Annotated in this window: 12 protein-coding genes; 6 read left to right on the top strand and 6 right to left on the bottom strand. The window is 33.0% G+C overall.

Going from position 1 to position 13,569, the window contains the following annotated elements; genetic code table 11:
- Positions 1-82: 82 nt before the first annotated feature.
- The 6 genes from ACFS5M_RS04525 to ACFS5M_RS04500 all read left to right on the top strand — a co-directional run bounded on the left by ACFS5M_RS04525 (position 83) and on the right by ACFS5M_RS04500 (position 7,553).
- On the top strand, positions 83-1,387 hold the full coding sequence (locus ACFS5M_RS04525) for an NAD(P)/FAD-dependent oxidoreductase (RefSeq protein ID WP_183486251.1): 1,305 nt from the start codon (positions 83-85) through the stop codon (positions 1,385-1,387).
- A 2-nt stretch (positions 1,388-1,389) separates the two neighbouring features.
- The gene (locus ACFS5M_RS04520) at positions 1,390-2,979 is read left to right on the top strand and encodes a 4Fe-4S binding protein (RefSeq protein ID WP_183486249.1); all 1,590 of its coding nucleotides are present in this window, start codon (positions 1,390-1,392) and stop codon (positions 2,977-2,979) included.
- A gap of 43 nt (positions 2,980-3,022) precedes the next feature.
- Entirely contained in the window at positions 3,023-3,715 is a 693-nt protein-coding gene (locus ACFS5M_RS04515) for a glycosyltransferase family 2 protein (protein ID WP_183486247.1), read from the top strand.
- On the top strand, positions 3,712-5,202 hold the full coding sequence (locus tag ACFS5M_RS04510; RefSeq protein WP_183486239.1) for a cellulose synthase family protein: 1,491 nt from the start codon (positions 3,712-3,714) through the stop codon (positions 5,200-5,202). The genes ACFS5M_RS04515 and ACFS5M_RS04510 overlap by 4 nt, the downstream gene beginning before the upstream one ends.
- A 124-nt stretch (positions 5,203-5,326) precedes the next feature.
- Positions 5,327-6,742: a mannosyltransferase gene (locus tag ACFS5M_RS04505; RefSeq protein ID WP_183486237.1), complete on the top strand. Its 1,416-nt coding sequence runs from the start codon at positions 5,327-5,329 to the stop codon at positions 6,740-6,742.
- Positions 6,743-6,755: 13 nt separating this feature from the next.
- Complete coding sequence (locus tag ACFS5M_RS04500) at positions 6,756-7,553, top strand: alpha/beta hydrolase (RefSeq protein WP_379898012.1); 798 nt, start codon at positions 6,756-6,758, stop codon at positions 7,551-7,553.
- Positions 7,554-7,563: 10 nt separating this feature from the next.
- On the opposite strand, the gene ACFS5M_RS04495 is transcribed toward ACFS5M_RS04500, so the two are convergent.
- The 6 genes from ACFS5M_RS04495 to ACFS5M_RS04470 form a co-directional block, all read right to left on the bottom strand.
- A complete protein-coding gene (locus tag ACFS5M_RS04495) occupies positions 7,564-7,977 on the bottom strand; it encodes a VOC family protein (RefSeq protein WP_183486233.1) in 414 nt (137 codons plus the stop codon).
- Positions 7,978-8,048: 71 nt separating this feature from the next.
- Positions 8,049-8,372: a hypothetical protein gene (locus ACFS5M_RS04490; protein WP_183486231.1), complete on the bottom strand. Its 324-nt coding sequence runs from the start codon at positions 8,370-8,372 to the stop codon at positions 8,049-8,051.
- 72 nt (positions 8,373-8,444) lie between these two features.
- Positions 8,445-9,980 (bottom strand): bifunctional GNAT family N-acetyltransferase/carbon-nitrogen hydrolase family protein, encoded by a 1,536-nt coding sequence (locus ACFS5M_RS04485; RefSeq protein WP_183486229.1) that lies wholly within the window; start codon positions 9,978-9,980, stop codon positions 8,445-8,447.
- 2 nt (positions 9,981-9,982) lie between these two features.
- Entirely contained in the window at positions 9,983-10,957 is a 975-nt protein-coding gene (locus tag ACFS5M_RS04480; protein ID WP_183486227.1) for a deoxyhypusine synthase family protein, read from the bottom strand.
- Positions 10,947-11,885, bottom strand: a complete 939-nt coding sequence (gene speB, locus ACFS5M_RS04475; protein WP_183486225.1) for an agmatinase — start codon at positions 11,883-11,885, stop codon at positions 10,947-10,949. The genes ACFS5M_RS04480 and speB overlap by 11 nt, the downstream gene beginning before the upstream one ends.
- Positions 11,875-13,272, bottom strand: a complete 1,398-nt coding sequence (locus ACFS5M_RS04470) for an arginine decarboxylase (RefSeq protein WP_183486224.1) — start codon at positions 13,270-13,272, stop codon at positions 11,875-11,877. Before ACFS5M_RS04470 ends, speB begins: the two co-directional genes overlap by 11 nt.
- Positions 13,273-13,569: the final 297 nt, after the last annotated feature.

The following is a 13,569-nucleotide window of genomic DNA, read 5'->3' as shown; positions in this document are numbered from 1 at the left end:
ATGTTTAAATTTAAACAAATTGAATGTCTTGAATTAAGGTTTTAACATTAGCTTCGACAAAAACAAGAACTAAACCAATTAAATGGAACATATTGTTATTATTGGAAATGGAATTTCGGGTGTGACAGCGGCTCGGCATATTAGAAAAAATTCTGATAAAAAAATCACTATTATTTCTGCTGAATCCGAACATTTCTTTTCACGAACTGCACTTATGTACATATACATGGGACACATGAAGTATGAACACACCAAGCCTTATGAAGATTGGTTTTGGAAAAAAAATAGAATCGAACTTAAAAAAGGCTTTGTAAAATCTATTCATACAGATTCTAAAACCCTAAATTTTGCTGAAGGCGATACTTTACAATATGATAAATTAGTTGTTGCAACAGGAAGCAAACCTAATAAATTTGGTTGGCCAGGACAAGATTTAAAAGGGGTTCAAGGTCTATATAGCAAGCAAGACTTAGACCACTTAGAAGCCTATGCACCAAATAACAAAACCTGCAAACGTGCTGTTATTGTTGGTGGTGGATTAATAGGAATTGAGCTTGCCGAAATGCTTCACTCACGCCAGATTCCTGTCACTTTTCTAGTTCGTGAATCCAGTTTTTGGAACGGTGTTTTGCCAAATGGTGAAAGTGAAATGATTAACAGACACATCAAAAACCATCATATCGATTTGCGTTTAAACACCAATTTAAAAGAAATTATTTCGGATGAAAACGGAAAAGTAAAATCTATTATTATTGAAGAAACTGGAGAAGAAATCGCTTGTGATCTTGTTGGATTAACTGCTGGTGTTTCACCAAACATAGATTTCATAAAAACCTCTTCTATAGAAACCAATCGTGGTGTACTAGTGAATCGATTTCTAGAAACAAATATTCCAGATATATATGCTATTGGCGATTGTGCTGAGCAACATAAAGCCATTGGAAACAGAAGACCTATTGAAGCAGTCTGGTACACAGGACGTATGATGGGAGAAACTGTAGCACAAACTATTTGTGGAAATAAACGCGAATATAAACCTGGACATTGGTTTAATTCTGCAAAGTTTTTAGATATTGAATACCAAACTTATGGTTGGGTTCATGGAAATAAAGGAAAACCAGAGTACGAAACTCATTTTCATTGGAAACATGATGATGACACCAAATGCATTACAATTGCATTTAATAAAAATACCAATGCCTTTTTAGGAATTAACACCTTTGGAATTCGCATGCGACATGAGGTTTTTGACACTTGGTTAACTGAAAAACGCGATGTAAATTATGTAGTCAAACATTTAGCTGAAGCCAATTTCGATCCAGAATTTTACAAACACAATGAAACCGAAATCCGTTCGGCTTTTAACCACCAATTACAAACAGCATAACGATGAGTAACAAATTAAACACAAGCATGTCATTAGTTAAACCTGATTTGGTTAGCTTATCATTAAAACAAAAAATAGCAGTCGTTTTAGGCGTTGTTGGACTCTTTATTTTAACCTTAGCTTTATTTAATACAAGTTTTCCAAACAAAGAATTGTTTTTAACGCTTGCCTTAGGGTTAATTACAATTGGAACAATCATTTACTCTAGAGATGCTTATTTAAACAAATTAGAAGGTGTAAAAAACGATGGTGTTTGGTTTAAATCTATATCTTCTCGAGGGCTTTTAGGCTGGATATCAGGAATTGTATTAACCTCTTTTTACATTGTTTTGTATTTCTATCCTAACTTATTAGGCTTAGGAAAAGATGGCGCAGCAAATACTGGGTTAATTTCATTGTTCGATCCGTTAAGTCAATTGCTTAGTGGCAGACCAGCAAGTCAGTGGTTTGTATATGGAACCTTATATACAGTTGCTATTTTAATCTTTGGTTACAAATTTATTTTAAAATATCGACACAATCGTTATGAACAAATTCGTACAGGTTCTGTGATGTTTTTTCAATTGGCATTTGCTTTTCTAATTCCTGAATTCATGTATCGTATGAATTCTAATTTGCCTTACTATGATTTAAAAAGTATCTGGCCTCTTAACTATTATCTTTTTGATGAATGGTCTGTAAAAGCCTTTTTATCGAATGGAAATATTGGTCTAATATTACTTGTTTTTGGTATCCTTTCTATTTTTGTAATCACTCCTATACTTACTTATAAATATGGAAAACGCTGGTATTGCTCTTGGGTTTGTGGTTGTGGTGGACTCGCAGAAACTGCTGGAGATTCCTTCAGACAACTATCCTCTAAAAAAATGTCAGCATGGAAAATAGAACGCTGGCTAGTACATACTGTATTAGTATTTTCTGTAGTTATGACTGTTGCAATGGTTTACACATACTTAGGATATGAGCATAATAACTTTTGGTTAACCAAAGGTCTATTCATCGCTTTAGTAATAGCGTTCTTAACACTTGTCTTTTCATTAGTTATGATTTTTAAACGCAAAGCTTTAGGGAAGGATGCTAAATATGGTGCAATAGGTTACTTTGTTGTTTTGGTAGCATTACTCCTTTTGCATTTTACCAGTACTACAAACGAAGTGTTTTTTATTCAAGGAAGCACATTAAGATCTGCTTATGGGTTTTATATAGGTTCTATTTTTTCTGGTGTTATAGGCACTGGCTTTTATCCTATTTTAGGCAATCGAGTTTGGTGTAGATTTGGCTGTCCGATGGCTGCAATTTTAGGATTTCAACAGCGTTTATTTTCAAAATTTAGAATTACAACCAATGGTGGACAATGCATTTCTTGTGGTAATTGTTCTACTTATTGTGAAATGGGAATTGACGTTAGAGCTTATGCTCAAAAAGGCGAAAACATCGTCCGTTCAAGCTGTGTAGGCTGTGGCATTTGTTCTGCAGTTTGTCCTAGAGGGGTTTTAAAATTAGAAAATGACACCATGAAAGGACGCATTAATCCTACAGAAATTTTATTAGGAAATGATGTCGATTTAATCGATTTAATTAATCAGAAATAATGCTAAAAACAATTGTAAATTTGCACCTTCAAAGAAAAAAATAATGCCCAAAATAAAAGTCATTATTCCTGCTTTTAATGAAGCGGAATCTATTGCTAAAGTCATTCATGAGATTCCTAAAAGTGTAGATGAAATCATTGTCGTTAGTAATAACTCTACCGATGCTACTGAAGCTAACGCGAAACAAGCTGGAGCAACCGTTTTAACCGAACACCAAAAAGGTTATGGCTATGCGTGCTTAAAAGGCATGAACTATATTAGTAAACAAAACCAAAAACCTGATATAATTGTATTTCTAGATGGAGACTACAGCGATTATCCCGAAGAACTGACAAAAATCGTGGATCCTATTCTAAAAAATAACATCGACTTTGTTATAGGAGCACGTGTAAAACAACTTCGTGAGCAAGGCGCTATGACACCTCAACAAATTTTTGGAAACTGGTTAGCCACCTTTTTAATGAAAATGTTTTTTGGTGCAAAATTTACAGATCTCGGCCCATTTAGAGCAATTAAATACGAAAAGCTTTTAGCTTTAAATATGGAAGACAAAACGTATGGTTGGACTGTAGAAATGCAACTTAAAGCCTTAAAGCAAAAATTAACTTATATTGAAATTCCTGTGAATTATAGAAACAGAATAGGTGTTTCTAAAGTTTCTGGAACGGTAAAAGGAAGTATCTTTGCTGGTATAAAAATTTTAGGCTGGATTTTTAAATACAGCTTCAAAAAATGATTTTAGAAACCACCATCATCATTATTTATTCTATAGCATTAGTGCTTATATTTTTATATGCATTAGCACAACTCAACCTGCTCTTTAATTATATTTCTGCGCATAAAAATGAAGATAAATCAGAACCCTTAAATCTATCTATTTCAGAAGAAATACCTTATGTAACCATACAACTACCTGTCTATAATGAGTTATATGTTATGGAGCGTTTACTAAACAATATCTCCAAAATTGATTACCCTAAAGACAAGTTAGAAATCCAAGTTTTAGATGATTCTACAGATGAAACTCTTGAAACCACTGCAGCTCAAATAACAATACTTAAAGCTTCTGGATTAGACATTACACATATTTGCAGAACCAACAGAAAAGGCTTTAAAGCAGGCGCACTTAAAGAAGGTTTAGCTGTTGCTAAAGGTGAATTTATTGCCATTTTTGATGCCGATTTTCTTCCTCAAAAAAACTGGTTACAAAAAACTATTCCGCATTTTAAAGACGAAGCGATTGGCGTAGTTCAAACCCGTTGGAGTCATCTTAACAGAAACTATTCGGTGCTAACTAAAATTCAAGCCTTTGCACTAGATGCTCACTTTACCTTAGAGCAAGTCGGCAGAAACAGTAAAGGGCATTTTATTAATTTTAATGGCACAGCTGGTGTATGGCGAAAAACCTGTATTCTCGATGCTGGAAATTGGGAAGGCGACACGCTTACCGAAGATTTAGACTTAAGTTACAGAGCCCAATTAAAACACTGGAAATTTAAATACCTTGAAGATGTAGAAACGCCTGCCGAACTCCCTGTGGTCATCAGTGCAGCACGTTCACAACAGTTTAGATGGAACAAAGGTGGTGCAGAAAACTTCAGAAAAATGATGTGGAAAGTACTAAAAAACAAACACATTTCTGCTAAAACTAAAGTTCACGGCCTTTTACATTTACTCAACTCAACCATGTTTTTAAATGTACTAATTGTCGCGCTTTTAAGCATTCCAATGCTCTACATCAAAAACGAATATGCGCATCTAAAACCATATTTTTATGTCATGAGTTTCTTTGTGATTAGTACTGTGATTTTCTTTATCTGTTATTGGTATATGTATAAAAAAACCTACGGAAATGGCGTTAAAAATTTCATACAATACTTCGTGTTATTTTTTACTTTTTTCTCTATTGCCATGGGCTTTTCCTTACATAACTCTATTGCTGTTATAGAAGGCCATTTAGGAAAGCGAAGTGATTTTGTACGTACACCTAAATTTAATATTAGCAAAGTTACAGATAGCTGGAAAGGCAATAAATATTTAAAGAAAAATATTTCGACACATGTCATTTTAGAAGGCCTACTCATGCTCTATTTTGCCTTTGGTATGTATAGCGCATTTGTAGTTGGCGATCAAGGTGGTGACTTTGGATTATTCCCTTTTCACCTTATGCTATTCTTAGGCTTTGGCTTTGTATTTTTCAAATCGTTAACTTCTAAAGCTTAATGTTTTGGGCGTTACCACAAGGGTCGCGCTTTACGTTTAAATCTTTTTGCCTATTCTCCATAAATTTTAATACATTAAACACTCAAACTAACGCAAAAAGGATACCACTGCAATCGCTAACGCAATGTTAAACACAACTGTATTTAAACGCAATAAAATTTCTATTCTATTAGCCTTAGCTAGTGTTTTGTTTTATTTCACTTTCGCTTATAATCTTGTGAGAACAGATTATATAAAATTGGTAACCCTCTATATTGCACTTTTCTTTTTGTTTTATAAACTGATTCAAATCAACAAAAAAAACATCAAGTTTCTAACCTATACAGCCTTTGTTTTTCGAGTTGTATTTATTTTTGCCATTCCGAATTTATCACAAGATTTTTACAGATTCATTTGGGATGGACGTATGATTTTAGAAGGCTTTAATCCTTACTTGTTTACACCAGAATCATTTTTAATTCAAAACGAATTACCTGTATTTCAAGCGCAAGAATTATATGCTGGAATGGGCAACCTGAATGGAAGTCATTTTAGTAATTATCCACCGTTAAATCAGTTGTGTTTTGTTATTGCTGGACTGCTTTCTGGGCAAAGTATTCTGGGTTCGGCCATTGTATTACGCCTTATTATTATTGCTGCAGATTTTGGCACACTCTATTTTGGAAGACAGCTCTTAGAAAAATTAAAACTCCCAGCACATCATATTTTTTGGTACCTATTAAATCCGTTTATCATTATAGAACTTACAGGCAACCTCCACTTTGAAGGCGTTATGATTTTCTTTTTAGTATGGAGTTTGTATTTGCTTCACAATAGTAGATGGAAACAAGCTGCAGTCGTTTTTGCTTGTTCCGTTGCTGTAAAATTAATACCGTTACTGTTTTTACCTTTGTTTTTTAAGTGGTTTGTTAAACCTCCCGACTACACTCCAGGAGACAATTCAAAATTGTTGTCAGGTCGAGCGAAATCGAGACCTAAAGCGATGATGAATTTATTCACATTCTACGTTTTAATTGGTCTAATCACGCTCACTTTTTTTCTTCCATTTTACTCTTCAACCTTTGTAACTAATTATGCACAAACTGTTGGTTTATGGTTTCAAAAATTCGAGTTTAATGCTAGTATTTATTATCTCGCTAGAGAAGTTGGCTACTGGGTAAGAGGTTATAATGAAATCGCTGTTATTGGTAAAGTATTACCTATTATCGTAATCCTTTTTGTAATCTCTCTGGCTGTTTTTAAAAGAAATAAAACTACCATTGAGTTAATAACCTCAATGGTATTTGCGTTCAGTATTTACTTATTTTTAAGTACAACGGTTCATCCTTGGTACATTGCAACACTTTTAATTCTTAGTGTCTTTACTAATTATAAATTTCCTTTAATTTGGAGTCTTGTTATCGTTTTAAGTTATTTAGCCTATATCAATCTCAACTCCGCAGATAAATCTGAAAACTTATGGTTTATTGCATTAGAGTATGGTATTGTTTTTAGTGTATTTTTGTACGAACTTTTAAAAAAGAAACCCATTGCATATTAATTTTAAAAAAATATTGAGACGTACCGCAAGAACCATTGTAGGTCTTATTGTGCTTTATGTATTGACTTTAATTTTCTTTTATTTTAAACAAGAACGCTTCTTTTTTAATCCAAAACACTTAGATGAAAATTACGTTTTTGAATTTACTGAGCCTTTTGAAGAAGTAAATATTGAAGTAGAAAAAGATCTCTTTTTAAATGCTGTCCTTTTTAAAGCTGAAGTGTCTAAAGGTGTTATTTTATATTTTCACGGGAATGCTGGAGCCATTCACGATTGGGGAAAACGCGCACACTTATTCCTTGAAAATAATTACGATGTGCTATTTGTGGATTATAGAGACTATGGTAAAAGTGAAGGTTGTTATAGCAATAGCGATCAACTTTTAAGTGATGCTCAAAAGGTTTACAATTATACTAAAACACAATATAGTGAAGATGAAATTACTGTTCTTGGTTTTTCATTAGGCTCAGGAATGGCGAGTTATGTGGCTTCAAAAAACAAGCCTAAAATGCTCATTTTAAATGCTCCTTATTATTCTTGGAAAACATTAATTGCAGAAGAAATAGCACCTCCTGTTCCTAAGTATATTATAAGGTATGACATTCCATCTTATCAATTTATAAAAGAAGTGACTTGTCCTATTCATATTTGTTATGGTACACGTGATTTTTTAATTCATCCAGAGACCAACGCCAAAAAATTAAAGGCGATTCAACCAGACCAGATAACTCTTCATCCTATTACAGATGCAGGCCATAATGGGTTGCATATTACAAAAGCGTATTATGATTTATTGAAAGTGATTTTGTAACTCTTTAAGTTTAAGACTCAAACATTTGTTTTGGGTCTTTAAAGCTCTTAAATTCTAACATATAATCATTAGGGTCTTTAACAAAAAAAGATAAATGTTCGCCAGGTTTATCCTTTAAAAATGTAGTTTGAGTGACTACCTCTAGGTTTTGTTCATTAAGTTTTGCGTAGATTTTTCCCCAAGTTTCGACATCTACAATCACACCAAAATGGAAAGAAGGTAAAATTTTGCCTTCAAACACATAATTAGGATTATTAAAGTGAAATTTTTCTGCTTTAATAAAAGTTAATTGATGATTAAACAGATTAATATCTACCCAATGTTGCGCCATTCTTCCTGAGGAAGCGCCAATAATGTTCGTATAAAAGTTTTTAGTCTTTGTGACACTTAAACAAGGCAATGACATGTGAAATGAAGTTTCCATACGCTTAACTTTTAAAGGTTATACTTTTTTACTTATAGTAAAGTACAAAATAAAATTATCCGATTTCAATTTTAATCAAAATCTTCTGTGTCTTCATCAACAATATTTGGGTCTTGAACAGCTTCAGGGTCATTATCATCAAAATCTTCATAATCATCCTCATCGTAATTCTCCATAGTTACAGCAAGTTTAGTACTCACTTTAACTAAGTACTTGGTATCTTCAGTAACCACTTCAACAGCCTCAATAATTTCGTTTTTTATATTCCTGAAAGATATAATTTGATCTTCATCATAACCATCAGGATATTTTTCTACTAATAACGCAAGGATTTCTGGTGTGAGTTTTTTAAAATCTACAATAACACGTTTTAAATTGTCTTTTCTTTTTTCCATTGAAAAATCATTTTCATTTCCGCTTTAGCGAAAATCTAATCTTATTATTAATGTTTTCTAGATTTAAAGATATTATTTATTGTTATTAATTCTAATAACATCGTAAAAATCTTTTCGTCTATCTTTTAAATTTTTAACTGCACCAAAAGAATGGAGCTCTTTTAGTAAACTTAAATCGACATCTGCAACCAAGATCATTTCTGTATTTGTTGTGGCTTCTGCTTTAATACCATTACTTGGAAATGAAAAATCGCAAGGTGTAAATACTGCAGATTGCGCATATTGAATATCCATATTATTTACATTAGGCAAATTCCCAACACTTCCAGAAATCGCAACATAACATTCATTTTCAATTGCACGAGCTTGGGCACAGAGTCGCACACGAGAATAACCATTTTGTGTATCTGTTAAAAAAGGAACAAAAAGGATGTCCATACCTTCATCTGCTAACAAACGTGACAATTCAGGAAATTCTGAATCGTAACAAATTAATATCCCTATTTTACCTGCATCTGTTTGAAAAGTTTGTAATTTATTGCCTCTTTGCATGCCCCAAACTTTGGCTTCATCTGGAGTGACATGTATTTTTTCGTAACGCTCTGCACTACCATCTCTACGACATAAATAACCTACGTTATATAACTTATCATCAACCACTTCTGGCATACTCCCAGAAATAATATTAATATTATATGAAATAGATAACTGCTTTAATTTATTAACTATAGTTTGAGTAAATTTTGCTAATTCTCTAATGGCATCAGGTTCATGCAGATGGTTAAATTCTGCCATTAAAGGTGCATTAAAAAACTCTGGAAACACCGCAAAATCTGATCGATAAGCAGCCACGCTATCAATAAAATATTCCACTTGTTGCATTAAATCACTCAAGTCTTTATATGGACGCATTTGCCATTGAATAAGCCCAAGTCTAACCACCGTTTTTACAGCACTTGCTTTTTTACTTGGTTTCGTATAATAAATATTATCCCACTCCATTAAAACAGCATATTCGTTTGACGCAGTATCACCTTCTAAATAACCTTTTAAGATACGAACAGGATGAAAATCGTTAGAAATTTGAAAGTTTAAAACTGGGTCATGAATTTCTTTACGTTTTACTTTTTCGATATATTGTTTAGGAGTAATGTCTTTATATTTATGATAGTTAGGCATTCTGCCTCCAAAAACAATACCTTTTAAATTTAAGTTTTCACAAACTTCCTTTCTGTAATCATAGAGTCGTCTTCCTAATCGCAATCCTCGATATTCTGGCTTTATAAATACATCGATTCCATAAAGCACATCGCCTTCAGGATTATGATTTTTAAACGATTCCCCTGAAATAATATCATTATACGTATGGTTATCGTCTATCTTATCATAATCTACAATAAGTGACAAAGCACAACCTGCTAGATTTCCATCAACTTTAATAACCACTTGTCCTTCAGGGAACATGGTTGTTAACTTTTGAATATGATCTTTTTTCCAATACGAATCAAGTACACCTCCATAAGACTCTAAAGTTGCGGCTTTTAATTCCTCAAAATCATCAACTGTTAAGTACTTAAGTTCGATGTTATCTATTTTGTTTGATTCCATGATTATTGTCCGAGTAAATACGCAAAAATTAATGGCGCTACAATAGTAGCGTCACTTTCAATAATAAATTTAGGAGTGTTGATGTCTAGTTTTCCCCAAGTGATTTTTTCATTTGGTACAGCTCCAGAATACGAACCGTAACTTGTTGTAGAATCGCTTATCTGACAAAAATAGCTCCAAAATGGGGTTTCTGTACGTTCCATATCTTGGTATAACATAGGCACCACACATATTGGGAAATCACCAGCAATTCCACCTCCAATTTGAAAGAAACCAATTCCTTTTTGCGAATTGTTGGTGTACCAATCTGCAAGGAAAGTCATATACTCAATTCCAGATTTCATCGTACTTGCTTTAAGTTCGCCTTTAAGCACATAGCTTGCAAAAATATTTCCCATGGTACTATCTTCCCATCCTGGGCAAACAATAGGTAAATTCTTTTCTGCAGCAGCATACATCCATGAGTCTTTTAAATCAATTTCATAATATTGTTCTAAAACACCCGACAGTAGCATTTTATACATGTACTCATGAGGTAAATAGCGTTCACCGTTGGCTTCAGCATCCTTCCATATTTTATAAATATGTTCTTGTAAGCGTCTAAAAGCTTCATGTTCTGGAATGCACGTATCTGTAACACGATTCAAGCCTTTTTCTAATAGATCCCATTCTTCTTGAGGCGTTAAATCACGGTAATTAGGCACGCGTTTATAATGTGAGTGTGCAACTAAATTCATGATATCCTCTTCTAAATTTGCACCAGTACATGAAATAATATGTACTTTATCTTGTCGAATCATTTCGGCAAAACTTTTACCTAATTCTGCTGTACTCATAGCACCTGCTAAAGACACTAGCATTTTTGCTCCAGACTCTAATTGAGTTTCATACCCTTTTGCAGCATCAACTAAAGCAGCAGCATTAAAGTGCAAGTAGTGTTTTTCAATAAATTGAGAAATTGGTCCTTTAGTAGTCATCGTCATCTTGGAATTTAGAATTAGTGTTTTTATTTAATGAATTGTCGAAAGCATTATCATAATCCGCTTCAACTTCATCATTTTGAAACTTATAACTAAGCATTTTATAATACAATTTAGCAGCTAGAAAATCGGAAGATTTTTCTTTTGTATTTGGACATAATTCCACAATATCAAAACCTACCACATTTTTTTCCTCAAAAACTTGTTTTAAAAACTCTAAGGTTTCATACCACAATAAGCCTCCAGGTTCTGGTGTTCCTGTACTTGGCATAATAGAAGGATCAAAAGCATCTAAATCTATGGTAATAAAAACGTTATCTGTCATTTGGTCTACGGCAGAATCCATCCAGGTATCATCTAAAGCCATTTCATGTGCAAAATAAGTTTTCTCTTCATCCATTACTGTTTTTTCCATCACATCCATAGAACGAATACCAACTTGAATTAAGTTTGTGGTTTGACTAGCTTCATACATTGCACAAGCGTGATTGCAAGTAGAACCTTCATAGGTTTTACGTAAATCTGCATGAGCATCGAGTTGCAAAACAGTTAAGCTTGGATACATTTCATTAAAAGCGCGAACTGTACCAATAGAAACTGAGTGTTCACCTCCAAAAATGGTAACAAACTTATTCTTTTTAATGTACTTTTTTGTGGCTTGATGCACTGCTTCAACCATACTTTCTGGTGAATTATTTTCTGTTACAGCATCGGCTAAAAACACACCTTGTTTGTACACTTCTGTTTCGGTTTCAATATCATAAAGCTCCATATTTTCTGAAGCATTTAAAAAGGCTTCAGGGCCTTTATCTGCACCCTTTTGCCAAGTACTTGTGCCATCATAAGGCACAGGAATTAAAACGATTTTTGCTTGTTCTAATTTTGCTAATTCTTCTGGAATCCCAGCATAAGTTCTAGTTTGCATAACCTAAAATTTTAAGTAAGTCTTCACTTTTTTGTTGTTCACTAAATAGTTCTGTTGAAATGTTTCCGCTTGCATCTCGATTGATTAATATATGCTTTGGTGACGGAATTAGACAGTGTTGTAAACCACCAAATCCACCAATAGTTTCCTGATAAGCTCCTGTATTAAAAAAGCCAATGTATAATGGTTTCTCTTTGTTATATTTTGGTAAATAAATCGCGTTCATGTGTTGTTCGCTATTGTAATAATCATCACTATCGCAGGTTAATCCACCTAGTAATACGCGTTCATAACTTTGATCCCAACGGTTAATTGGAAGCATGATAAAACGCTTATTTATAGCCCAAGTATCAGGTAGTGTTGTAATAAAAGATGAGTTAATCATATTCCATTTTTCACGATCATTTTGTTGTTTTTGATATAATACTTCATAAACTGCACCTCCACTTTCACCAACGGTAAAGCTACCAAATTCAGTAAAGATGTTAGGAACATCGACCTCTTCTTCTTCACAAGTCGTTTTAATTTGATTTACAATTTCATCAACTAAATATTCATAATCAAAATCAAAAGCTAAAGAATTTTTTATAGGAAAACCACCTCCAATATTTAAGCTGTTTAAACTAGGGCAAATCTTTTTTAAGCTTGTATAAACTTTTAAACATTTTAAGAGTTCATTCCAATAATAAGCATTGTCTCGAATTCCAGTATTAATAAAAAAGTGCAACATTTTAAGTTCTACTTTTTTATTCCCTGCAATTTGATTTTTATAAAATGGCACAATGTTTTTATAGCCAATCCCTAAACGTGAGGTATAAAATTCAAATTTTGGTTCTTCTTCTGAAGCAATACGTATTCCAATATTAAACTTGCCCTTTATTTCTTGGGAAAGCAAATCGATTTCCTCGTAGTTATCTATTATTGGAATGCAATTTTTATGTCCTTCATTAATAAGTCTCGCAATATTTGTAACATACTGAGCACGCTTAAACCCATTACTAATAATAAAAGTGTTGTTGTTAATTTTACCTTCGGCTTTCAAGTTTTCAACAATATCAATATCAAAAGCTGATGATGTTTCAATATGAATATCATTCTTTAAAGCTTCATGCAAAACATGTTTAAAATGTGAGCTTTTAGTACAATAACAATAGTTGTATTTTCCTTTATAATCATGCTTCTTAATGGCTGAATTAAACCATTGTTTTGCGCGTTGAATGTTATTTGATATTTGTGGCAAATAGGTGAATTTTAAAGGTGCTCCATACTGCTCAACCAATTGCATTAGATTAATATCATGGAAATGAAGTTTGCTTTCCTCAAGTTTAAATTCTTCTTGAGGGAAATCGAAAGTTTGATTGATTAGATCAATATATTTTGTATTCATTATTATTTTTAAAAATGTTGAAATTTAAATAAGAAACAGCGTGTATTGTGCTGTGAAAAACAAAAAATAATGAGTAATCAAACTTGGATTTTAAGCTCAGTAGTAGGCACAAAGGCATACTGATGCTGGCTAGCAACGATAGTGCAGAAAACGGAAGTTAGCTTTAAAATTCGGTCGCTTAATCGGTAAGCTGCTTTTGAATATGACTTCCTAATTTTCAAAAGCCCGAACACAGAAACAGGTTTCAATTTGTTCAGCTAATAACAGTACAAATGAAATACAAAAAATTGAATTACA

The sequence above is a fragment of the Lacinutrix iliipiscaria genome, from assembly GCF_042686125.1.
GTDB classification, from domain to species: domain Bacteria; phylum Bacteroidota; class Bacteroidia; order Flavobacteriales; family Flavobacteriaceae; genus Oceanihabitans; species Oceanihabitans iliipiscarium.
The sequence above is the reverse complement of the archived record's forward strand: the minus strand, read 5'-3'. Positions and strand labels throughout refer to the sequence as shown.